At 66.3% G+C, this 21,343-nt stretch carries 20 protein-coding genes; 8 read left to right on the top strand and 12 right to left on the bottom strand.

Annotated elements, in window-relative coordinates; all coding sequences use genetic code 11:
- Positions 1-36: 36 nt before the first annotated feature.
- The 3 genes from ABZW74_RS12730 to ABZW74_RS12720 form a co-directional block, all read right to left on the bottom strand.
- On the bottom strand, positions 37-1,395 hold the full coding sequence (locus ABZW74_RS12730) for an aromatic acid/H+ symport family MFS transporter (RefSeq protein ID WP_355276616.1): 1,359 nt from the start codon (positions 1,393-1,395) through the stop codon (positions 37-39).
- A gap of 137 nt (positions 1,396-1,532) precedes the next feature.
- Positions 1,533-2,156, bottom strand: a complete 624-nt coding sequence (locus ABZW74_RS12725; protein WP_240861473.1) for a 3,4-dihydroxy-2-butanone-4-phosphate synthase — start codon at positions 2,154-2,156, stop codon at positions 1,533-1,535.
- A 9-nt stretch (positions 2,157-2,165) separates the two neighbouring features.
- A complete protein-coding gene (locus tag ABZW74_RS12720) occupies positions 2,166-2,561 on the bottom strand; it encodes a nuclear transport factor 2 family protein (protein ID WP_240861471.1) in 396 nt (131 codons plus the stop codon).
- Between the two features lie 276 nt (positions 2,562-2,837).
- Between ABZW74_RS12720 and ABZW74_RS12715 the strand changes: the two genes are divergently transcribed.
- On the top strand, positions 2,838-5,450 hold the full coding sequence (locus ABZW74_RS12715; RefSeq protein WP_355276614.1) for a LuxR C-terminal-related transcriptional regulator: 2,613 nt from the start codon (positions 2,838-2,840) through the stop codon (positions 5,448-5,450).
- A gap of 13 nt (positions 5,451-5,463) precedes the next feature.
- Here ABZW74_RS12715 and ABZW74_RS12710 read toward each other — a convergent pair whose 3' ends face one another.
- Positions 5,464-6,300 (bottom strand): mycofactocin-coupled SDR family oxidoreductase, encoded by an 837-nt coding sequence (locus ABZW74_RS12710; protein ID WP_240861467.1) that lies wholly within the window; start codon positions 6,298-6,300, stop codon positions 5,464-5,466.
- Positions 6,301-6,322: 22 nt separating this feature from the next.
- On the bottom strand, positions 6,323-7,516 hold the full coding sequence (locus ABZW74_RS12705; RefSeq protein ID WP_355276611.1) for an acyl-CoA dehydrogenase family protein: 1,194 nt from the start codon (positions 7,514-7,516) through the stop codon (positions 6,323-6,325).
- Between the two features lie 249 nt (positions 7,517-7,765).
- Here ABZW74_RS12705 and ABZW74_RS12700 point away from each other — a divergent pair, with 249 nt between their 5' ends.
- Together ABZW74_RS12700 and ABZW74_RS12695 are read left to right on the top strand one after the other, a co-directional pair.
- On the top strand, positions 7,766-8,974 hold the full coding sequence (locus ABZW74_RS12700) for an LLM class flavin-dependent oxidoreductase (protein ID WP_355276609.1): 1,209 nt from the start codon (positions 7,766-7,768) through the stop codon (positions 8,972-8,974).
- Entirely contained in the window at positions 8,971-9,477 is a 507-nt protein-coding gene (locus ABZW74_RS12695) for a flavin reductase family protein (RefSeq protein ID WP_355276607.1), read from the top strand. Before ABZW74_RS12700 ends, ABZW74_RS12695 begins: the two co-directional genes overlap by 4 nt.
- 17 nt (positions 9,478-9,494) lie before the next feature.
- On the opposite strand, the gene ABZW74_RS12690 is transcribed toward ABZW74_RS12695, so the two are convergent.
- Positions 9,495-10,274 (bottom strand): helix-turn-helix transcriptional regulator, encoded by a 780-nt coding sequence (locus ABZW74_RS12690; RefSeq protein WP_355276605.1) that lies wholly within the window; start codon positions 10,272-10,274, stop codon positions 9,495-9,497.
- 34 nt (positions 10,275-10,308) lie between these two features.
- Between ABZW74_RS12690 and ABZW74_RS12685 the strand changes: the two genes are divergently transcribed.
- Positions 10,309-11,916 carry an AMP-binding protein gene (locus ABZW74_RS12685; RefSeq protein WP_355276603.1) on the top strand — a complete coding sequence of 536 codons (1,608 nt, stop codon included), beginning with the start codon at positions 10,309-10,311 and terminating at the stop codon, positions 11,914-11,916.
- Positions 11,917-11,922: 6 nt separating this feature from the next.
- Here ABZW74_RS12685 and ABZW74_RS12680 read toward each other — a convergent pair whose 3' ends face one another.
- Positions 11,923-12,621, bottom strand: a complete 699-nt coding sequence (locus ABZW74_RS12680; protein WP_240861456.1) for a type II CAAX endopeptidase family protein — start codon at positions 12,619-12,621, stop codon at positions 11,923-11,925.
- Positions 12,618-13,694, bottom strand: coding sequence for an NAD(P)H-binding protein (locus tag ABZW74_RS12675; RefSeq protein ID WP_355276601.1), 1,077 nt, complete (start codon positions 13,692-13,694; stop codon positions 12,618-12,620). Before ABZW74_RS12675 ends, ABZW74_RS12680 begins: the two co-directional genes overlap by 4 nt.
- 166 nt (positions 13,695-13,860) lie before the next feature.
- Between ABZW74_RS12675 and ABZW74_RS12670 the strand changes: the two genes are divergently transcribed.
- The gene (locus tag ABZW74_RS12670) at positions 13,861-14,973 is read left to right on the top strand and encodes a ferredoxin reductase (protein WP_240861452.1); all 1,113 of its coding nucleotides are present in this window, start codon (positions 13,861-13,863) and stop codon (positions 14,971-14,973) included.
- A gap of 8 nt (positions 14,974-14,981) precedes the next feature.
- Entirely contained in the window at positions 14,982-16,223 is a 1,242-nt protein-coding gene (locus ABZW74_RS12665) for a fatty acid desaturase (RefSeq protein WP_240861450.1), read from the top strand.
- Positions 16,224-16,234: 11 nt separating this feature from the next.
- On the opposite strand, the gene ABZW74_RS12660 is transcribed toward ABZW74_RS12665, so the two are convergent.
- From ABZW74_RS12660 to ABZW74_RS12650, 3 genes are read right to left on the bottom strand one after another with little or no spacing between them, the layout of a single operon-like run.
- The gene (locus ABZW74_RS12660; RefSeq protein WP_355276598.1) at positions 16,235-17,080 is read right to left on the bottom strand and encodes a 3-hydroxybutyryl-CoA dehydrogenase; all 846 of its coding nucleotides are present in this window, start codon (positions 17,078-17,080) and stop codon (positions 16,235-16,237) included.
- Between the two features lie 47 nt (positions 17,081-17,127).
- Positions 17,128-18,234 carry a saccharopine dehydrogenase NADP-binding domain-containing protein gene (locus ABZW74_RS12655; protein ID WP_355276596.1) on the bottom strand — a complete coding sequence of 369 codons (1,107 nt, stop codon included), beginning with the start codon at positions 18,232-18,234 and terminating at the stop codon, positions 17,128-17,130.
- Positions 18,235-18,265: 31 nt separating this feature from the next.
- On the bottom strand, positions 18,266-19,096 hold the full coding sequence (locus ABZW74_RS12650) for a methyltransferase domain-containing protein (RefSeq protein WP_355276594.1): 831 nt from the start codon (positions 19,094-19,096) through the stop codon (positions 18,266-18,268).
- A 23-nt stretch (positions 19,097-19,119) separates the two neighbouring features.
- On the opposite strand from ABZW74_RS12650, the gene ABZW74_RS12645 reads away from it, so the two are divergent.
- Positions 19,120-19,788 (top strand): YoaK family protein, encoded by a 669-nt coding sequence (locus ABZW74_RS12645; RefSeq protein WP_240861434.1) that lies wholly within the window; start codon positions 19,120-19,122, stop codon positions 19,786-19,788.
- A gap of 9 nt (positions 19,789-19,797) precedes the next feature.
- Here the strand turns inward: ABZW74_RS12645 and ABZW74_RS12640 are convergent, their stop codons facing one another.
- Positions 19,798-20,688 carry a helix-turn-helix transcriptional regulator gene (locus tag ABZW74_RS12640; RefSeq protein WP_355276592.1) on the bottom strand — a complete coding sequence of 297 codons (891 nt, stop codon included), beginning with the start codon at positions 20,686-20,688 and terminating at the stop codon, positions 19,798-19,800.
- Positions 20,689-20,789: 101 nt separating this feature from the next.
- On the opposite strand from ABZW74_RS12640, the gene ABZW74_RS12635 reads away from it, so the two are divergent.
- Positions 20,790-21,343 (top strand): alcohol dehydrogenase catalytic domain-containing protein (locus ABZW74_RS12635; RefSeq protein ID WP_355276590.1); only part of this gene is annotated, 554 nt, incomplete at its 3' end.

Raw genomic sequence — 21,343 nt, 5'->3', positions numbered from 1 at the left:
ATTTTGCGTGACGCACTTGGCTGACTGTCAACGAGATCAGGCAGTTGCCGGCACTCCCATCATCGGGGCTCCAGCGGTGGCCGCACCTCGATCGCGGCTACGCGCTTGCGGCACAAACAGAGTGACTGCCGCCCCGAGGACGGCGACTCCCGCGAAGATGTAGAAGGTGATCGAATTGCTGAGTCCAGCCGATACGATCGCACCGCCGATGATCGGCCCGAAGATGCCGCCGAGCCGGCCGAATCCGGCACACCAGGCAACTCCGGCGGCCCGCGCGCTGGTCGCGTAGTAGTTCGAGACGAAACCGTAGATCAGCACCTGGGTTCCTATCGTGCCGGTTCCGGCAACCGCGACCAGCGCGAGCAGCACGGCGATGGGGAATCCCATGGTGAACAGGATCAACGCGATGGCTGCCAGGCCGAAGGTGGTGGCGACGACGCGCTGCGGTCCACGGCGATCGGCGAATCGGGAGGCGATGAGTGTGCCCAGCACCGCGCCACCGTTCAGGACGACGAGGAACAGCAGGGAACCCTTCGCGTTGTAGCCGGCGTCCTGCATGATCTTCGGCAGCCAGGTGGTGAGTCCGTAGGTGAGCATCAGCCCGACGAAGCTCATGATGCCGAGCAGGGCAGTGCCCGGTGCGTACCGACGGGTGGCCAGCGCCGCAAAGCCGACCTTCTCGATCTGGCGTTCGTGGGCCAGGTCGGCCTCGGTCGGCATGGGAATACCCGTTGTGGCGTGGACGCGTGCGGCGTCGTCGAGGCGTCCGCGCGACACCAGCCATCGTGGCGATTCCGGCAGTTTGACGAGCGCCAGCGGCAGGAGGATGACGACCGGCAGTGCGCCGATCCAGAACAGCCCACGCCAACCGATCGCGTCGCGGAACGCGATGGCGAGGACCGACGCCAGGATGCCGCCGGCCGGGACGCCGCTGTAGACGATGGCGTTGTACAGGTTCTTTTTCGCTGCCGGGACACACTCGGCGACGAGCGCCGCGGTGGTGGCGAGCAGGCCGCCGATGCCGATACCGGTGAAGAACCGCATCGCCGCGAACATCTCGACCGACGTCGACATGGCGGCGAGTCCCATCCCGGCGGAGAACCAGACGATGTTGACCAGCATCAGCCTGCGTCGGCCCAGGTAGTCGCCGACGGCGCCGTTGACGAGCGCGCCGACCATGACCCCGATCAACGCGTAGGAGCCGAGCATGCCCGCTTGACCGGCGGAGATGCTGCCGAGTTGAGACGAGTCGTCCATCAGGATCGGGAGGATGGTTCCGTAGACCACCAGGTCGTATCCGTCGAAGAGGATGGCCAGCGTCGCGATGGCGATCGTCCAGGTCACCGTCCTGGAGTATCTGGCGTCGGGCGGCGAGGTCACGGAAGTCGGGCTCATGGGGGTGCGCTCCTTGTTGACGGCTGTGGGGTGCCTATCAACAGTCCGCGAATGTGGGTGCGATCACACCGGGCAAACGCCCTAGTCCTGTCCCGGGCCACGATTGATCGTGATCATCGATGAATCGGACATTTACGTCACAGCGCGTGCGTGAGATCCGAGTAACCCAGCTCCGAATAGCGCAGCATCGGCAGTCCCCAGTCAGCGGCCTCGTCCGCGTCGGCGATCCGACGCGGGTCGCGTCGCGACACCAGTGACACGTAGGCCACCGGGGTGTCGTGTCCGGCGCGGTGTCCGGTGCGGGCGATGAGACCAGCGCGGTCGGTGGCGGCCACGTCGGCGAGGACGGGGATGACGTGTCCGGGGCGAGTGAATGCGTCGGGTCCGGAATCGGCGTCGGCCAGGGTCCGCAGTGTGGTGGTGCGGTCGCGGGCGGAGATGCCGGTGGTGGTGCCCGCAGCCGCGTCGATGGACACACACATGCGTCCGCCGTAGGTCGGCGTCGGGCTCTCCCACGTCATCGGTGGTAGTCCCAGGCGGACCGCTCGGACGTGATCGACTGTGACGCAAACGAATCCGGAACCCTCAGAGATCATGGCGGCCACCACTGCCACTCGGGCCGCGGATGCGAGAACGATCATCTCGCATCCGCCACCGCCGAGGTCGTCGACTGTGATCACGGGCTCGCCCCGGTCGAGTGCCTGCATCGCCAGGAGTGCGTTCTCGGTCGCGGATGGGGCTGGGGCGAAGGCGGTGCTCATCGGAGGGCCTCAGACCGTGATCGCGGTGTCGGACCAGAAGCGCTCGAAGGACGACGGCACGATGTCGGTTCCGCGGGTCACCTTGCCATCGACGAAGCGGTGGGTCATGACCATCGTGATGTCGAGTTCCTGGTCGCCGAGCCGGCGGTAGGCGCGCACGTTCGCGGTCACGAGTTCGTCGCCGATGACGTCGCAGCTGATCACCTCGTTGCGGGACTCGTCGAGTTTGGCGAGCACACCGAAGGCTTCGAGAAACTCGGCTTTGGTGTAGATCCGCTGGCTGCCGTCGAGGGTGAATCCGGCCCACGTCATGGCGTCGTCGTAGAGCTCGACGAGCGGCACCGGGTCACCCTGGTCGGCGGCGGCGAAGGCATTCTTGAGTGCGTCGGCGTTCTTCTGGGACATGAGCGGTCCTCTCGGTGGGGTGTCTTTCGATGTGGTCCACCTCACTTTGTCGTGCTCGGCGGCAGAGGATAACCGTCCGATTACGTGATCCCGTACGGACTCGCCGCTTGCCGTGCTGTGCTCCTATTTTCCCAGTTCAGAGTCGATCTTCGGTGCGAAGGGGCGGGCAGCTGGCGTGGGGTGACGGATCGGTGTGACACAAGTTGACCCCCCTGGTTGCGGTCCGGATCGCAACTAAGCAGAGTGATCTGCGTCTCATCGCGGAGCAGGAGGGTGATGAACGCCGACGAATGGGCCCAGATCCACCGCTGTCACGACGACGGGGAGTCGATCAAGGGCATTGCCGCGCGCCTGGGGATGTCGCGCAACACCGTCCGGAGGGCGTTGTCGCTGGCTGCTGCGCCCGACGATCACCGCCGCTGCAAGGGTTCGGTGTCCGACGACGCCGATCGTCGTATCCGCGAGATCCTGTTCGAGAACCCGGGCATCTCCATCGCCGAGATCTCCCGGGCGCTGCAGTGGGAACGGTCGCGCACGTTGCTGTCCCGCAAGGTGAACGCGGTCCGAGCAGAACTCCCGTCGCCCAGCGCGCGCAGCGACACGGTACCCACCGGCCTGCCCCAACCGACGACAAGCTTTGTCGGACGCCGTAACGAACTGCGGGAGCTCCGACGACTGTTCGGTGACCACCGGCTGGTCTCGGTGGTGGGGCCTGGCGGGATCGGCAAGACGCGGTTGTCGGTGCAGGCCGCCACGGAGTTTCGACGTGCATTTCCGGACGGTGTGCGGTTCGTCGAGTTTGCCGCGGTCCGCAATGAAGGGCTGCTCGCACAGGCACTGTGTGACTGTCTGGCACTCGAGAATCGAGACACGCACGACAGGTCCGCCGAAGATGCCGCCCTCGCGCATCTCCGGAACCGCCGCATGCTGCTGGTCTTCGACAATTGTGAACACGTCATCGACGGGGCGGCCGATCTCGTCTCCCGACTGATGGAGGAGGCCGCGGGTGTGCGGGTCCTGGTCACGTCGCGGGAGAATCTGGCGATACCTGGCGAGTATGTCTTTCATCTCGCGCCGCTGAAGACCGACGACGGCGTGGGATCGGATGCGATGGAACTGTTTTCGCGGCGAGCGGAGGCCGTCCTGTCGGGCTTTGTGCTCGATGACGGCAACGTCGACGCGGTACGCCGCATCTGCGAACGGCTCGACGGTCTGCCCCTTGCGATCGAACTGGCGTGCACACGACTGACGGTGCTGTCCGTCGACGATCTGGGTGATCTTCTCGACCGCCGGCTGTCGGTGCTGTCGGTGGGCTCTCGAGACCGCACGCCCCGGCATCGGAGCCTGCAGGCCACCATCGAGTGGAGCTACGAACTCTGTAGCAGCACAGAGAAACTGCTGTGGAACCGCGTGGCCTCTTTTGCCGACGGCTTCGACCTCGACATGGTGGTCGACGTCTGCTCGGACGACGCGCTGCCCGCGTCGGTCGTTCTCGATTCCCTTGCTGCCCTGGTGGCGAAGTCCGTCCTGCTGCGCGACGGCGACGGTCGGCACGTGCGCTTTCGCATGCTGGAGTCGATCCGCGAGTTCGGTTGGGGCAAACTCACTGCCGCCGAGCGCCTGGCGATGAGCACGCGTCTGCTGGACTGGTGTGCGCGACTCATCATCGACTGCGCCGAACACTGGTATGGGCCCGACCAGCTCGCCAAGGCCGCCCGGGTCCAGGAGAACCGCGGGAATATCAGGGCTGCACTGCATTCGGCGCTCGACGACCCCGACGACGGGCGGGGACGTGCAGCGGCGGAGGCGCTCGGCGCCGGGCGCTTCCTCTGGGCGTGCGGAATCTCGGTGCGCGAACACCGGTTGTGGCTCACTCAAGCACTCGAACTGCCCGACGTACCGTCGATCATCAAGGGACGCATCCTCGGTGTCCTCGGGTTGGTACAGACCCTCCAGGGCGACCGCGACGCCGCCGGATTCACCCTGCACCGGGCGGGCGTCATCGCCGAGCGTGAGCACGACGTGATGAATCGGGCCTTTGTCACCCACACCAGCGGACTGCGTGACTACTTCGCCGGCGACTTCGATTCCGCGAGAGTCAATCTGGACGCCGCCGCGCGGGGCTACACCGACAACTCTGGCCCGTCCGAGCTGCTCGCCACCCTCGCCATTCACCGCGGGATGCTGCTGTCGTCGCTGCCCGACACCGACGCTGCCGCCGAGGTATTCGGCGCGGTGTTCGCCCAGACCGAGACGGTCGACGAATGGTGGTTCCACTCCTATGCCACCTACGGGCTGGGTCTGGTCGCGTTGCTGACCGGCGACGTCGACAGGGCGGTGGATCTGGCCGACGACGCGCTGCGTGCGCACCGGGCCTTCGCCGATCCGGTCGGCACCACCCTCATGTGCGACCTGCTCGGCTGGGCGCTCGCCGAACAGCGCGGCGGTCTGCGCGCCGTGGTGGTGTTGGGTGCGGCGTCGTCGATGTGGGGGTCGTTCGGACAGCAACTGTACGGTTCGGAGCACTGGAACTCGTTGCGCAGTAAAGCAGTCGACACTCTGCACGCGCAGGTTCCCGACGCCGAGTTCGACAACGCCTGGGCGCGTGGCGCAGCGATGTCGACCGCAGAACTCTACGACTACGTGTTCGGCACCCCCGCCGCCCACGACGCGCACGAGGCCGCCGACGACCCGAGCGCGTCGTTGTCACCACGCGAGCGTGAGGTCGCCGATCTCGTCGCGTCCGGGCTGAGCAATCGGGAGATCGCGGAGAAACTGGTGCTGTCCACCCGGACCGTGGAAGGGCATGTCGAGCACGTCCTACACAAGCTGTGCCTGCGTCGTCGTGCCGAGGTTGCCGAAGCCCTGGTCGACCACGCGGCCGGGTGAACAGCACGCCCGCTCACACCTTGGACAGGGCTCCGGCGTCGATCGGCAGCGCGATCCCGGTCACGTATCGGGCCGCGTCGGAGGCCAGCCACACGACCGCGTTGGAGATGTCCACCGGCTCCAGCCACGGGGTGGGCAGCACGTTCATGCCGCTCTGGCACGCCTCCCGGAAGTCCTCGTGCGTGGGATGTTCGAGGTCGGGCCGGAACAGTTTGTACATGGCCTCGTGGTCGATCATGTCGGTGAGAACCGATGTCGGGTGGATCGAGTTGCAGCGAATATTGTGTGCGCCCAACTCATTCGACGCGGTCCGCGCCAGTCCGGTGACACCGTGCTTCGCGGCGACGTAGTGCGCGAAGTTCGGGAACCCTTGCAGGCCGCCCGTCGAGGAGATGAGGATGATCGAACCGCCGTCACCCTGGTCGATCAGGTAGGGCACGGTGGCACGCAACGTCTTCCACACACCGCTGAGGTTGACGCCGATCATCTCGTCCCACTGCTGCTCGGTGAGTTCGTGCAGCGGCGCCGACGAGAAGATGCCCGCATTGGCGACGACGGTGTCGAGGCGGCCCAGCGTGGCGATTCCCTCGGATACCGCTGCATGCAGCGCCGGCAGGTCGCGTACGTCGGCGATTGCGGTGAACACGCGCCGGTCGAACTTCTCGACGTGGCGCGCTGTCTCGTCGAGGTCCTGTGGTGTGGCACCGCGGTAGTCGGTGGTGTCGAGCGTGTCGCAGATGTCGATGGCGATGATGTCGGCGCCCTCCTCGGCGAGCCGGATCGCGTGCGACCGGCCCTGTCCGCGGGCTGCGCCGGTGACCAGTGCCACCTTGCCGTCGAGTTGTCCCATGGTGATGTTCCCTTCTGTCGGTTCAGGATTGCTGGTAGGCGGGCAGGATGGCGGCGGCGGCCTCGACGAGCGTCATCCGGTCGACGAGTGCGTGCTGGGTGGCGACGGCGGCGTCGCGGACGCAGCGGCCGAGTGCGCTGGGGTTGCGAACGGTGGCGCTGCCGGCCCAGCGGTGCGCGAACATCACCACGTCGCCGGCCACCTCCTGTGCCCAGGTGGCCGCTTGGCGCATGCGGGCGCGCTGCTCGTCGCTGATGGTCAATCCGGCGGCCGCGGTGGCCTCCGCGTCGCCGTACACCTCGTAGACGTAGGCCTGCGCGGCGCGGAAGAGGGCGTCGTGGCGGGCGAAGTCGTGTCGGAACAGATCCGAATCGCCAACGGCACCGTCATAACCCGGCCGCATCTTGGTGGCTACGATCCCGGCGATCTCCTCGAGGGCTCGTTGCGCGAGACCCAATGCGACCGGAGCATGTCCGCCGACCCCGATGCCGAGCAGGCCCAGCTCGTACACCGGCTCATCGCGGACCGGTGTTGTCGAGAACGTCTCGAAGGTGACGTCGTCGGGCACAAAGCGATCGTCGACCCGGTAGTCGTAGGAGCCGGTGCCGACCATGCCCATCACGTCCCAGTTGCCGAGGAACTCGACCTCGTCACGAGGCAGCCAGGTGATCCGGCAGTCGGGTTGTCCGTCGGCTCCGATGATCGGGTTGCCCGCGTCGTCGTGGACGACGAAACCCGCACCCACCCACGATGCGTGGGCGGACCCGCTGGCGAACTGGAATCGGCCGCTCACCCGGAACCCGCCGTCGACCCGCACACCGGTAGCCGCCGGCACGATCATCCCGGCGGTGATGCCCTTGTCGGGTCCGCCGAAGATTCGCTGTGCACCAACGGGATTCATGAATCCGACGGCCACCCCGGTGCTGCACGAGTTGGCCATGAACGCCCATCCGGTGGAACCGTCTGCGCGGGAGATCTCCTGAATCACCTTGAAAGCACTGACGATGTCGAGTCCCGCACCGCCGTACTCCTGCGGTACCAGAATCCAGAACAGGCCGGCGTCGGCGAGCGCATCCACCACCGGTCGGGTGATGGTGGTGGTGCGCTCGATCTCGTCGGCCTGCTCCTCGATGAGCGCGGCGACGGTCCGTGCCCGTTCGAGGTAGTCGACACCGCGGAGGGTGTCGACGGGGTTGTCGGCGGTCGTGATGGTCATGCCTGCTCGTCTCTTCTCGGCCGCCCGTCCACGGGGTCGGCATCCGATATGACGTGAGTCACACTGCGCCGTTGTCGCAGCGCACACAGCGGGAGGGCTACGTGGTCCACTACGTGATCCGCGAGAACGGGTGCCGTTGGCCGGCGACAAACTGACCACTTTCGAGGACTATTGCCGATGTGACCTGCGCCATAGCGTGGGGCTCGACAGGCGCGGAGACCACTCGCGCCACTCGAGAAGGAGAACGACATGGTGGCATCGACAACAAGGGCATCGGGGACCGGCAGGCTGAAGTTCGGTACGTTCCTGGCGCCGATCCACAAGCCCGGACAGAATCCGACCCTGCTTCTGCAGCGTGACCTCGAGATGGTGACCCGCCTCGAGGAACTCGGGTACGACGAGGCGTGGTTCGGTGAGCACCATTCGGCGGGCTCGGAGATCTATGCCTCGCCGGAGATCATGATCGCTGCGGCCGGCGAGCGGACCTCACGCATCAAGTTGGGGACGGGCGTGACCTCGGTGTCGTACCACAACCCGCTGTGGGCGGCGGAGCGGATGGTGATGCTGGATCACCTGACTCGCGGCCGAGTCATGTTCGGGCTCGGCCCGGGATCGTTGCCGACCGACGCAGCGATGTTGGGGCTCTCGCAGATCGACACGCGTGAACTGCTGGCGGAGAACACCGACATCATCATGAGATTGCTGCGTGGTGAGACCGTCAGCGCCAAGACGCGCACGCACGAGCTCTACGACGCACGCATCCAGATGGCGCCGTACTCGGACCCGTTGTTCGACGTTGCCGTCGCGGCGATCGCGTCGCCGACCGGTGCCCGGCTCGCCGGCCGCAACGGCGTCGGTCTACTGTCGATCGCGGCGACCTTGACGGCCGACGGATTCAGTGCACTGCAACATCATTGGGGCATGCTCGAGGAGTTCGCCGCGCAGGCCGGCCGCAGCGACGAGGTCGACCGTTCGCAGTGGCGTCTCGTGGGGCCGTTCCACATCGCCGAGACGGTGGAGCAGGCCTATCGCGACGTGGAGCACGGTATCGAGCACTGGTTCAACTACTTGCAGCACGTCGCAGCCTTCCCGCAGATGGATGTGCGCGGCACCGACAAGACCGAGATGATCGACTTCATCAACACGTCCGGGATCGGTGTCATCGGCACGGCCGAGCAAGCGCGTGAGCAGGTGCAGCGACTCGTCGATCAGTCCGGCGGCTTCGGCACGTTGCTGATCCAGGGACACGACTGGGCGAATCCCGCTGCGACACTGCGGTCCTACGAGCTGTTCGCCCTCGACGTGATGCCGTTCTTCCAGGGCCAGGCGCAGCCGATGATCGACGCAGCCGAGCGGGCCGAAGCGGTGCGGGAAGGGCAGGCCGCCGAGCATCGCAAAGCCGTCGAGCACATGACCAACAAGTACCAGGCGGAACTCGCCGGAAAGGGTGCCTCATGATTACAACCACACCGGAGGACACCGCGATGATCGACGGCCGTCAGTACCGAGAGGTGTTGAGCCGCTTCTGCACCGGCGTCGCAGTTCTCACCTCGATGTCCGACGACGACGCACCGCTCGGACTCGCCGTCGGATCCTTCACCTCGGTGTCGCTCAACCCGCCGCTGGTGGCGGCATTCGTGGCGCACACCTCGTCGACCTTCCCGCAGATCGCCGCCACCGGCAGGTTCTGCGCGAACGTCCTCGGCCATCACCAGGTCGACGCCTGCCGCGCCTTCGCGCGGTCGGGTGGCGACAAGTTCGGCGACATCGACTGGACGGTCAGCGAATTCGGGACGCCCTGGGTCAAAGACGCTGCGGCCCTCATCGACTGCGAGATCCATTCGGTGCAGCGTCTCGGCGACCACGACCTGGTGGTGGGCCAGGTGGTGGGGCTGTCGGTGGGTGACGAGCGATCACCACTGGTGTTCTACCGCTCCGGGTTTCACTCGCTGCAGTCGTGATCGGGGCGATAGCGGCGTCAGGCGCGCATCTCGCGCAGGAGCCGTGCGGTGAGGCCGGCGCGATTGGTGCAGCCGGTCGCGGCGAATATCCGGCTGGTGTACTTCTTGACGGACTGTTCGGTCACCGACATGACCTGTGCGATCTCGGCGTTGCTCAGGCCCTCGGCGATGAGCAGAGCGGCTTCGAACTGGCGCGGCGAGAGCAGATCTGCGACGGTGCCGCCGGTCGCAGTGAAATCGATACCGGAGGCGTGCGCCTGCAATTGCCGGCCGAGGAATCGGACGGCAACCACGTCGTCGGCGTCGAGGATGCGTTCGGAGTCGAACATCCCGACCAGCGCGTCGCCGCTGCGCGTCTTGAGGTGCATCGCCGACGCGACCGTCATCCCGTGGGGCAGAAGGTAGTCGACGACGTAGGAGTGTTGTGGCGCAGGCAGTGTCGCGAAGTCGTCGAGTTGGACGAAGCCGTCGCGGGTCAGCGCGCGTCGCGCGTCGGCCGTGGCGAAGATGTCCTTGTCGTGCCACCGCGCCTGGTACTCGTCCAGCAGGCCTGCGGTGGCGCCGGTGAGCAGTGGATCGGGGTCGGCGAACGCCGCGTCGAACGAGGTCCCGGCGAAGAAGGTCACGTCGCGGATCCCGAACGAGGACATGATCGACTCGACCACCGCCGTCCGGAAGGCCGCGGATTCGGTGATGCCCGCACAGCGTTCAAGAACGTGCAGGATGGCGCGGACGTGACGTTCGGGCAGCCCGTCGAGCACGCTGATGCCGTTGTCGTCGGTCCGGGTGGGTAACACCCGATGAAGTCTAGTCTCGCGGAGGTAACTGATAGTGACAGTTGAGAATGTGAAGGCAATACCGGGTCGCCGGATCGAATTCGACAGTGCCCTTGACATGTTCGAGGCCACCGTCGCGAGGAGTCCGGAGGACGACCTCATTCGGTACTTCGATGCCTCGTTGAGCGTCCGGGAGGTCGACGAACTCAGCGACGCGTTCGCGGTGGGTCTGCTCGACGCCGGTTTCGAGCACGGGGATCGGGCCGTCGTGTACATGCAGAACGTTCCGCAGTTCGTCATCGCTCAACTCGGCATCTGGAAGGCCGGCGGCATAGCGGTCTCGGCCAATCCCATGTACAAGGCGCGCGAACTCGAGGAGATCCTGCTCGATTCCGGTGCGCGCGTATTGATCGCGCTCGACTCGCTCTATGACGACGTTGCTGCGCGGGTACTCGAGAACGTGCCGGTGATGCTGGTGATCACGACTTCGGACATCGAGTTCCGGACATCGGAAACAACAGCGGTGTGCGCCGAATCGCCGACGAAGAGTATGGCCGCCCTGTTGCGAGACAACGGAGGTCGACGCCCTCCGGCCCATCGTCCGCGCCCCGGGGACGCCGCGTTGCTCACCTATACCTCGGGTACCACCGGTCCGCCGAAGGGTGCGATGACCACGCACCGGAACCTGGTGTTCAACGCCCAGACCTACCGGGACTGGGTCGGACTCGACAGCGCCGACGTCATCCTGGGTGTCGCACCCCTGTTCCACATCACCGGCATCGTCGGGCACGTGGGTGTCGCGTTGCTGACCGGTGCCCCGTTGGTGCTGATGTGTCGGTTCGATCCCGAGGGTGCGGTGGCGGCCATCGAGCGTCACCGGGCGACGTTCACGGTCGGGTCGATCACGGTGTTCATCGCGATCATGAACGCACCCAACGCATCCAGGGACGCTCTCGGTTCGCTGACCAAGATCTACTCCGGTGGGGCGCCGATCCCGCCGAGTATCGTCGAGGAGTTCTTGGACAGGTTCGGCTCGGTCATCCACAACATCTACGGCCTGACCGAGACCACCTCACCTGCACTTGCGGTGCCGTTCGGCGCGAGCGCCCCCGTGGATCACGAGTCCGGGGCGCTGTCGGTGGGTGTTCCGGTGTACGACACGGTTGTTCGGGTATGTAGCGAGGCCGGTTCCGAGGTGCCGACCGGTGAGGTCGGCGAGCTGGTGATCGAAGGACCACAGGTGGTTTCCGGCTATTGGCGCAAGCCGGAGGCCACCGCGTCGGCCCTCCCGAATGGCGCGCTGCACACCGGCGACGTCGGGTACCGGGATGGCGACGGCTGGTTCTACATCGTCGACCGAAAGAAGGACCAGATCAACGCGAGTGGCTTCAAGGTGTGGCCGCGCGAGGTAGAAGATGTGCTCTACGAACATCCTTCGGTTCGTGAGGCGGCCGTCATCGGAGTGCCCGACGCCTATCGGGGCGAGACGGTGAAGGCGTTCGTGTCGTTGCGGCCGGGTTCGTCGGCCACCGGACCGGAACTGATCGAGTTCGCGCGCGAGCGGCTGGCGGCGTACAAGGCGCCACGCGAGGTGGTGGTGCTTGCGGAGATCCCGAAGACGGCAACCGGCAAGATGCTTCGGCGGGAACTGCGCGGTTCGTGAGCGCTTTCAGAACAGGGGAGGGAGACCGAACAGCACGATCGCACCCCACACCACGTGGCAGCAGATCGGCGCCAGGACACCGTCGGTGCACCTGCGCAGGACCGCGCACACGGCGCCGAGGATGATGGCGGCGAAGCCGAGCATCGGATTTCCGCTGGCAAGGGTGGCGATGACGTAGAGGACCGTCGACACGACCACCGGATGATGCTGCTCTGCAGCCGAATACACGGCGCCACGGAAGAAGATCTCCTCGGCCAGTCCGTTGCCAAGTGTGATGACGGTGATGACGATGATGCTGCCCTCGTCGCGCAACGCGAGGACCTGTGACACCAGATCGGCCAGCGCGGGGATCTCGCGGGTGATGAGGGCACCCACCAGAAACGCCGAACCCACCAGCAACCCGGCGGCTGTGCCCAGGACGGCGGCAGCGCCGACGGATCGCGGGTCACTGAAAGCGAAGCGCCCCAGACGAATCGGGCCAGACGAGAATCCGCCGACAATCCAGGTGGCGGCGAGCACGGCGGTCAGCGGGTAGAAAGAGGCATCCCCCGGCTCGGACGTCAGCGAGAAGCCCAAGACAATGGCGCCGACGACCAGGAACACCGCGACCACGAGTCGTCGACGCCGCAGAGCGTCCGGGCCGTCGACGACCGTGCCCGGTGCGGGGGAGCCGAGCCGGTTGAGCAGTGTGCGCGAAGAAGTCATCCTGTCAGCAGGGATACCACGTTTCGGACTCGGTGTGTCGCCGAGTCGACGATCGAGCCCACGCGGCGTCGTGCTCGCATCAGATCTCCGCCGGCCCAGTCGGGGTCGGAGTCGGCCAGGTGGTGCGGATCGGTGAGATCGCAGATGGGCCGCGGATAGGGCGTGTGCACCGACGCGGCCACCGCGTCCTGCATGGAGGTCAGGCCGTTTGGTGGATCGGGCACCAGATCCCGGATGTGCCGTTCACCGGCGGCCATGGGTTGGCTCAGGGAGGTGACCAGGTCGGCGGTCAGGCCGGTCGGAACGGGCACGATCCGCCCGGTGACCATGCCGGCGAGTCGAGTATTGATGTGTGGCAGGCGAACTCGCAGGCGTGGCTGCTTGATCTCGGCGAGGTAGGCGCTGAGGACCGAACGATAACTCAACCCGACGTCGGGGCCGCTGATGTCGTAGATGCCGGGTGGCACGTCGGGTGCGAGCGATGCCACGAGATAGTGCAGCACGTCGCGCACCGAGATCGGGTCCATGGCGTTGTTGACCCATTCCGGCTCCGGGATCACCGCGAGTCGGTCGGCGACATACCGGATGATCTCGAACGATGTCGAACCGGCGCCGAGGATCACCGCCGCGCGCAGCCACACGAGCTCCGGTCCACCCGGAACACCAAGAGTTTCACCGACTTCGGCTCGGCTGCGCAGGTGCGACGACAGGGCGCCCCGTTCGCCCGGCGGTACGAAACCGCCGAGATACACGATGCGCGGCACCCCACGATCACGTGCGGCGTCGGCGACATGACCGGCGGACCGTACGTCGACGTCGTCGAAACCCTGTCCGCCGATACCGTGGACGAGGTAGTAGACGGCGTCGACCGATCCGGCGTCGGTGAAGGCATCGCGTACCGACTCGGCATCGGTGGCGTCCATCTCCACGCCAGTGACGTCGTCGGCCCAGCAGAAGCGACGCAGGGATCGTCGGCTGCGGCTGACCGCGACGACCTCGTGACCCGCGTCGATGAGTTCGCAGACCAGGCGTGAGCCCACATATCCGGTGGCACCGGTGACCATTACTCGCATGCTTTGACGCTAAGAGCGGGGCCGGGCACGGCGGCAGTCTGCGAATCCGGTTGAAACGGGATCGCGACCGATGGTCACGGGGGTATAACACAGGCAGATCGACTCGATGTGACGGCGCCCACATACTGTGTGTACAGTTGTTCACTGAAGGGCGGGAGGAGACCTGATGGATCTACTCAGATGGAGTAAGCGCCCGGCAGCCGATGTCGAGGCCAAGTCCCCCGAAGTGAATATTGTGCGGGGGTTGATCGCGCGGGCGACGACACCGCTGTTGCCCGACGACTACCTGCACCTGATCAACCCACTGTGGTCGGCGCGAGAGCTGCGCGGACGGGTCGTCGAGGTGGTGCGGGAGACCGAGGACACGGCGACGGTGAGTATTCGCACCGGCTGGGGATTCCCGGATTCGTATAAGCCGGGGCAGTACGTCGGCATCGGCCTGCAGGTAGAGGGTCGGTGGCATTGGCGGTCGTACTCGCTGACGTCGATCGGCAGCGACGTCGACAAGATGATCACCATCACGGTGAAGGCCAACCCGGACGGTTTCCTGTCGAGCCACCTCGTCGAGGGTGTCTCGCCGGGCACGATCATCCGGCTGGCCGCGCCGAAGGGTGACTTCCACCTGCCGGAGCCGCTGCCCGACTCGATTCTGTTCCTCACCGCGGGCAGTGGTATCACGCCGGTGATGGCCATGCTTCGATCGATCCGTACGCACGGCCAACGCGCCGACATCGTGCACATCCACTCCGCACCGACCCGCGACGACGTCATCTTTCGCGACGAACTCGAGAAGCTGCACGACGAGATGCCGACGTACAGTGTGCAGTTCCGGTTGACCCGCGAAGAAGGGAAGTTCGACGTCGCCGCACTCGACGCGGAAGTCCCGGACTGGCGCGAGCGGGCCTGCTGGGCGTGCGGTCCGGTTGCCATGCTCGACGCGATCGAGGACCATTTCGAGAAGGCCGACCGCCGAGAGGCACTCCACATCGAACGGTTCGCCATCGCCCGCACCGATCACGGTGGCGAGGGCGGGACGGTGACGTTCGCCAAGACTGGTAAGAGCGCCGAGATCGATGGCGCCACAACGCTCCTTGAAGCAGGCGAGGAGCTCGGCATCACCATGCCCTTCGGATGCCGGATGGGGATATGCCAGACCTGCGTGGTGCCGCTCGCCACCGGTTATGTGCGCGACCTGCGCAACGGTAACGAGCACCGCGAGGGTGACCGAATCCAGACATGCATCAGCGCCGTGTCCGGAGAATGCACGATCGATCTGTAGGGGGTTCGATGGCCATCACCGACATCGACCAGTACGCCCATCTGACCGACGCCGACGTCGAGGCGCTGGGCGCCGAACTCGATGCGATTCGACGCGACATCGAGGAATCCAGAGGCGAGGCCGACGCGCGTTACATCCGGCGCGCCATTTCGATACAGCGCGGCCTCGCGGCCGGCGGACGGGTGGCGTTGCTGTTCAGCAACCGAAAACCCGCATGGCTCTTGGGAACCGCGATGCTCTCGCTCGCGAAGATCATCGAGAACATGGAACTTGGCCACAATGTGATGCATGGCCAGTGGGACTGGATGAACGATCCCGAGATCCACTCGTCGTCCTGGGAGTGGGACACCACGTGCCCGAGCGTGCAGTGGAAGCACTCCCACAATTTCGTGCACCACAAATACACCAATGTCGTGGGGATGGACGACGACGTGGGCTACGGCATCCTGCGCGTGACCCGCGATCAGCCGTGGGAGTGGTGGAACATCGGGAATCCGATCTACAACCTGACCCTGGGTACGTTCTTCGAATACGGTGTGGCACTGCACCATCTGGAGACGGAGAAGCTGCGCAACAAGGAGAAGACCTACCGGCAGGCCGCCAAGGATCTGCGGATCATCGGGCAGAAGGTCGGCAAGCAGGCGGCCAAGGACTACCTCATCTTCCCGGCGCTGTCGGGGCCCAACTGGAAGAGCACGATCGCGGCGAACTTCACCGCGAACATCGTGCGCAACTACTGGGCGTACATGGTCATCTTCTGCGGGCATTTCCCCGACGGCGCGGAGAAGTTCACCGTCGAGGAGTACGACCACGAGGATCAGGCGCGCTGGTACCTACGACAGATGTTGGGATCGGCCAACTTTCGGGCCGGCCTGCTCATGCGATTCATGAGCGGCAACCTCAGTCACCAGATCGAACACCACCTGTTCCCGGACCTGCCGAGCAACCGGTACGAGGAGATCGGCGTGCGTGTGCGCGAGTTGTGCGACAAGTACGATCTCCCCTACACCACGGGTTCGATTGTGCACCAGTACTTCCAGTCGTTCCGGACGATCCTGAAGCTGGCTCTGCCCAACGCATTGCTGAAGGCCAGTTCCGACGACGCCCCCGAGACCGCGTCCGAGTTGCGGTTCGCGGTGCGCGAGGGTGTGCAGACCCACTTCGGCGTCGACCCGGCGACCGGCAAGCGGCGCGGGCTCCGAACCGCGTTGCGTGAGTTGAAGAACGCGCCGGTGCGCGCCGCCCAGTAGGTGGCCAGGTCTCAGTAGCTGTAGAAACCCCGCCCGCTCTTGCGGCCGAGTTGTCCGGCGTCGACCATGCGGCGCAAGAGGGCGGGCGGGGCGAGGTGCGGTTCGGCGAACTCTGCGTACAGGGATTCGGCGGCGGCGAGGGTGATATCGAGGCCGATCGTGTCGATCAGGGTGAGCGGGCCCATCGGGTAGCCGCAGCCGCCCTTCATCGCGGCGTCGATGTCCTCGGCCGACGCGTAGCCGGAATCGAGCATGCGGATGGCCTGACACAGGTAGGGGATGAGCAGGGCGTTGACGATGAAGCCGGACCGGTCGCCCGCCCGCACCGCGGTCTTGCCGAGCGTGTCCTTCACATAGGAGGTGACGGCGTCGGCGGTCTCGTCGGTGGTGACCAGGGTGGAGATGATCTCGACCAGCGGCATCACCGGGACCGGATTGAAGAAGTGGACGCCGACCACGCGCTCGGGCCGCTTGGTCGCGGTGGCGACCTTGATGACCGGGATCGACGACGTGTTGGTGGCCAGGATGGTGTCGTCGCCGACGACGGCGTCGAGCTGGGTGAAGATCTCCTGCTTGAGCGACTCGATCTCCGGCGCCGCCTCGATGACCAGTTCGCGGTCGCCGAGGTCGGCGTAGTCGGTGGTCACCCGCAGTCGGCCGAGCGTGGCGTCGGCGTCGTCCTGGCTGAGCTTGTTCTTGGCGACCGCCTTGGCCAGGGACTTCTCCACCCGCTGGCGCGCTGCGTCGGCGTACTCCTGCTTGACCTCGAGGATCACGACATCGCTGCCGGCCTTGGCGCACACCTCCGCGATACCCGCCCCCATCGTGCCTCCGCCGATGACGCCGATCTTCTGCACAGTGAAACCTCCCAGTCGAGTGATACCCACACACGGTAGTACGTGGGTCAGGCCTGCTTGAGACCCGCCTCGGCCGCACCGGCGGTGAGTTCCGGCAGACCGAACGCTTCAACTGGTCCCAGCGCACCCGTGGTTCTCAGGCCGCCCGCCAGTGTGGTGTCGGCTCCCCAGGCGAGCATTGCGGCGGTGAAGTCGTAGGGGTCGACGCCGGAGAGTGTGCTGGTGGCGACCACATTCCCGCCGGCGTCGACGGCCTCGGCGACCACCCAGCTCGATGCCCGGGCTCGTTGTTCGGGGCTGGGTCCGCCGGTCGATCCGCGGACCGCCCGCGACACCACTGCGTTGCCGGCCTTCTTCAGCACGCCGACCTTCCCGGCGAGCCCCGTGAGTCGTGCGCCGAACTGGAGTCCTCGGGCGGCGTTGGGTGCGGCGCTCATGTAGACGTCGACGTCACGGAGCTGCGGGTACGACCGCACCAGCGTCAGATGCTCCGACCCCGGCAGCGATGCCGCGGTGCGCGACTTGCCGTCGATCTCGAAGTTGCGGACACGAGCCCCGAGGTTGGCCGGGCGCAGGTGCCCGTCGCGCAGGGCGAAGCCTTCTTCGAACAGCATGCCCGCAATCGACGCCTGGGTTCCGCCGCTGGTCCCGGGGTTGACGACGCCGTAGCAGACTTCCGCGCGGACCGCGTCGGGTGCGTTGTCGAGCGCGAGGCCCGCCGCCAGGTTGCCGGGCACGAAGTCGAAGCCGAAGGCGCTGAGCAGCCCGACGCCGGCGTCACGGGCCTGCTCGTCACGATCGAAGACCCCGCGGATGAACGGCCCCTCACCGGTCGAGTCGAGGTAGTGCGCGCCCGCGTCGAGTGCTGCGTCGAGCGCCGGTTGTCCGTACCGCAGGAACGGTCCGACGGTGCTGATGAGGACATCGCCGCGACTCAGCAGTGCACGCACCGATGCCGGGTCGGAGACATCTGCGACGGCGGTCTCGGCGCCCCCGAGTTCATCGGCCAGCGCAGCGAGCGTGGCCTTGTTGCGCGCCGCGAGCACGGTTTGCGCACCGCGTGCCTTCAATGCGGCGGCGGTGAGCCGCCCGGTGTATCCGGTCGCCCCGAACAACACGATCTTCGCCATTCTCGCCCCCACTTCACCCGACATGATTCGACGCTCGCGACGCTACACGGGTGATTCACGCGTGCGCGACGATCTCGCCGTGCGGGATGACGATCCAGCCGTCGGGGTGGGCGGCCCAATCCAGCCAACCCTGGGCGATGGCGGCCAGGTCGGATTGATCTGCCAGGCCCCGCTCCATCGCCATTCGTCCGATCGCGGAGTGAATTCGCTTGGCCCACATGCCACCCCACGACGCGCGGTCGTCGGGGGTCGCATAGCACCACACCGAGGCCGACGGTGTGACCTCGGTGAAGCCGGCCTCATGCGCCCAACCGAGCAGGCGTCGCCCTGCATCCGGTTCGGCGTCGTTGCCCTTGGCCACCGCGCGGTAGATCTCGAGCCAACGATCGAGCCGCTCATCGCCGGGCCACCACGTGAACGCGTCGTAGTCGGCGTCGCGGACGGCGACCACGCCGCCCGGCCGGGTCACGCGCCGCATCTCCCGTAGTGCGCCAACCGGATCGGACAAGTGTTGCAGCACCTGATGTGCATGCGTGACGTCGTAGCTGTCGTCGGCGTCGGACAGCGCGTAGGCGTCGTCGACCCCGAAGTCGATGTCCAGTCCGCGGTCGGCGGCAGCCGCACGGGCCTGTGGCAGCGGGTCGTCGGTGACGTCGACACCACGTACCCGGCCGGGCGCGACGAGGGCAGCCAGGTCGATCGTGATACTGCCGGGCCCGCAGCCGACGTCGAGCAGGTCGAGTCCTGGGCGCAGGAACGGCAAGAGGTATGCGGCGGAGTTGGCCGCGGTGCGGGCCGCGTGGCTGCTCACGACGACGGCGCTGTGCCCATGGGTGTAGATGTCCTCTGGAGGTGCCACGTTCCTCACTCTCGCACAGTGGCGCATGCGAGCAGTGTCGATGCTGCAGTATGTGCAACATGACGACCTCCACGTCGCTGCGTTTCGCGCTGCTACTCACGTGCGCCAGTGGATTCTTGGACAGCTATACGTTTCTTGCGCGCGGTGGTGTGTTCGCCAACGCGCAGACCGGCAACGTGATCTTTCTCGGTCTGAATCTCGCGCAGCAACATTGGCATCAGGCGCTCGGGCACCTGTGGCCGATCCTCGCGTTCGTGGTCGGTGTCGCGTTCGCGGTGCATGTGAAGCAGGGCCGGCTCGACGGTGTGCTGGCCTATCCGATCCGCATGACGATCGGTTTGCTGGCGATTATCTTGCTCGTCGTCGGCTTCATCCCGACCTCTGCTCCGCACTGGATCGCGACCATTCCGATCAGTTTCCTGGCGGCGATGCAGATCGAATTGTTCCGCAGCATAGGTGATCTGAACTATGTGTCGGTGGCGACGACGGGCAACCTGATGCGTCTGGTGGAGGCGGGTTACGGCACGCTGGTCGAACGAAAATCGGAGTCGCGTCACGCATTTCAGGTCTACCTGGGCGTGGTGGGCATCTTCGCCGGCGGTGCGGTCATCGGCGCGTTCGCCACGGAGGCGTGGGGCGGTCACGCCGCCTGGGTGCCCGCGGCATTCCTGGCCGTCACGCTCGTGCTGTTCGTCGTGGATGAGCGGCGGGACGAGTGACGCGACCGGTCACCGCACGCGCAGTTCGGTTGCGAGGTCTTCTTGACTTGCCGCCCAGGATGCGAGCAGTTTGAGCCCGTCTGCGGCGGGGGTACCGGGTTGGGCGGTGTAGATGTTGAGCCGAAGTCCGGGCTCCGAGGGCAGCTCGAGGCTCTCGTAGTCCAGGTCGAGCTGGCCGACGGCCGGGTGCCGCAGCCGCTTTCGGCCGCTGCGATGGAATCGGACATCTTGTGATGCCCACCGCTGCCGGAACAATTCGCTCTGGGTGCACAGTTCGCCGACGAGTTCGATGAGCGCCTTGTCGTGCGGATTCTGTCCGGCTTCCAACCGGAGCATCGCCGCCGCGTCGCGAGCGATCTGGTCGTAGTCGACGAAGAGCTCTTGGGCGGCAACGGGATTGAGATACACGAAGCGGGTGGTATTGGCGGGGCGTCGGGCATCGGCGAGGACGGGTGAATACAGTGCTCGGGCAAGCTGATTCATTGCCAGGACGTCGTGGCGGCCGTTGCGAATCCAGGCAGGGGCGTCGGTGATCGCGTCGAGTATCTGCTGGAGTACCGGCCGCACGGTGGCCGGTTCGCTGCGCCGGCGTCGCGTCGCGCTCGACGCCTGTGATTGGCGCGCCAGCGCAAAGAGGTGGTCCTGTTCGGCCTCGTCGAGGTGTAGTGCGCCGGCGAGCGCATTCAACACGCTGTCGGAGGCGCCGCCAAGGTTCCCGCGTTCCATCCGGACGTAGTAGTCGACGGACACCCCGGCGAGCATCGCGACCTCCTCGCGTCGCAGACCCTGCACCCGACGGTTGCCGCCGTACGCGGGAAGGCCCGCCTGATCTGGGGTGATGCGCGCACGCCGCGAGCTGAGGAACTCGCGGATCTGGGTGCGGAGGTCGGTGGTGCCCATGACCTCAGGGTAGGCACCGCGCTGCCGTCCAGGGAGGTACTGGCGGTACCCGGAACATCCGGCACTCCCGCACGTGACCTGCGAGCGGTGGACTGAACATCATGAAGGCAACCCTGATGTACGGCGCGGGCGACGTCCGCGTCATCGATGTCCCCGACCCGAAGCTCGAACTCCCCGGCGATGCGCTGGTGCGCGTCGTCCGCTCGTGCGTGTGCGGCAGCGATCTGCATCCCTACCATTCGATGGCGTCAGATCCCGCGGGCTCCACGATGGGGCACGAGTTCATCGGTGTGGTCGAGGAGGTCGGCGCCGACGTGACGACGGTGTCCGCGGGCGACTTCGTCATCGCTCCGTTCGCCATCTCCTGCGGCGAATGTGTTTTCTGCCGCGCCGGCCTGCAGACGTCCTGCCTGCGGGGCGGATTCTGGAACGACGCTGAACTCGGTGCGGCCGGCGGTCAAGCGCAAGCAGTGCGGGTGCCGCTCGCCGACGGGACTCTCGTGAAGGTTCCCGTGGACGAGAATGCGCCCGACGACCTGCTCGCGTCGCTGCTCACGCTGTCCGACGTGTACGGCACCGGCTGGCATGCAGCCGTGCGCGGCGGCGTCACCCGGGGCAGCTCGGTGACCGTGATCGGCGACGGCGCGGTCGGGCT

This window comes from Gordonia sp. NPDC003585 (genome assembly GCF_040610755.1).
In the GTDB taxonomy this organism is placed as follows: Bacteria; Actinomycetota; Actinomycetes; order Mycobacteriales; family Mycobacteriaceae; genus Gordonia.
Note: the sequence above shows the minus strand (reverse complement) of the source record. Positions and strands in the feature narration are given on the sequence as shown.

Excerpts from the sequence above, each read along its gene's own strand:
- ABZW74_RS12730 (WP_355276616.1), bottom strand. The coding sequence starts at position 1,395 with ATGAGCCCGACTTCCGTGACCTCGCCGCCCGACGCCAGATACTCCAGG.
- ABZW74_RS12725 (WP_240861473.1), bottom strand. The coding sequence starts at position 2,156 with ATGAGCACCGCCTTCGCCCCAGCCCCATCCGCGACCGAGAACGCACTC.
- ABZW74_RS12720 (WP_240861471.1), bottom strand. The coding sequence starts at position 2,561 with ATGTCCCAGAAGAACGCCGACGCACTCAAGAATGCCTTCGCCGCCGCC.
- ABZW74_RS12715 (WP_355276614.1), top strand. The coding sequence starts at position 2,838 with ATGAACGCCGACGAATGGGCCCAGATCCACCGCTGTCACGACGACGGG.
- ABZW74_RS12710 (WP_240861467.1), bottom strand. The coding sequence starts at position 6,300 with ATGGGACAACTCGACGGCAAGGTGGCACTGGTCACCGGCGCAGCCCGC.
- ABZW74_RS12705 (WP_355276611.1), bottom strand. The coding sequence starts at position 7,516 with ATGACCATCACGACCGCCGACAACCCCGTCGACACCCTCCGCGGTGTC.
- ABZW74_RS12700 (WP_355276609.1), top strand. The coding sequence starts at position 7,766 with ATGGTGGCATCGACAACAAGGGCATCGGGGACCGGCAGGCTGAAGTTC.
- ABZW74_RS12695 (WP_355276607.1), top strand. The coding sequence starts at position 8,971 with ATGATTACAACCACACCGGAGGACACCGCGATGATCGACGGCCGTCAG.
- ABZW74_RS12680 (WP_240861456.1), bottom strand. The coding sequence starts at position 12,621 with ATGACTTCTTCGCGCACACTGCTCAACCGGCTCGGCTCCCCCGCACCG.
- ABZW74_RS12675 (WP_355276601.1), bottom strand. The coding sequence starts at position 13,694 with ATGCGAGTAATGGTCACCGGTGCCACCGGATATGTGGGCTCACGCCTG.
- ABZW74_RS12670 (WP_240861452.1), top strand. The coding sequence starts at position 13,861 with ATGGATCTACTCAGATGGAGTAAGCGCCCGGCAGCCGATGTCGAGGCC.
- ABZW74_RS12665 (WP_240861450.1), top strand. The coding sequence starts at position 14,982 with ATGGCCATCACCGACATCGACCAGTACGCCCATCTGACCGACGCCGAC.
- ABZW74_RS12655 (WP_355276596.1), bottom strand. The coding sequence starts at position 18,234 with ATGTCGGGTGAAGTGGGGGCGAGAATGGCGAAGATCGTGTTGTTCGGG.
- ABZW74_RS12650 (WP_355276594.1), bottom strand. The coding sequence starts at position 19,096 with ATGCGCCACTGTGCGAGAGTGAGGAACGTGGCACCTCCAGAGGACATC.
- ABZW74_RS12645 (WP_240861434.1), top strand. The coding sequence starts at position 19,120 with ATGTGCAACATGACGACCTCCACGTCGCTGCGTTTCGCGCTGCTACTC.
- ABZW74_RS12640 (WP_355276592.1), bottom strand. The coding sequence starts at position 20,688 with ATGGGCACCACCGACCTCCGCACCCAGATCCGCGAGTTCCTCAGCTCG.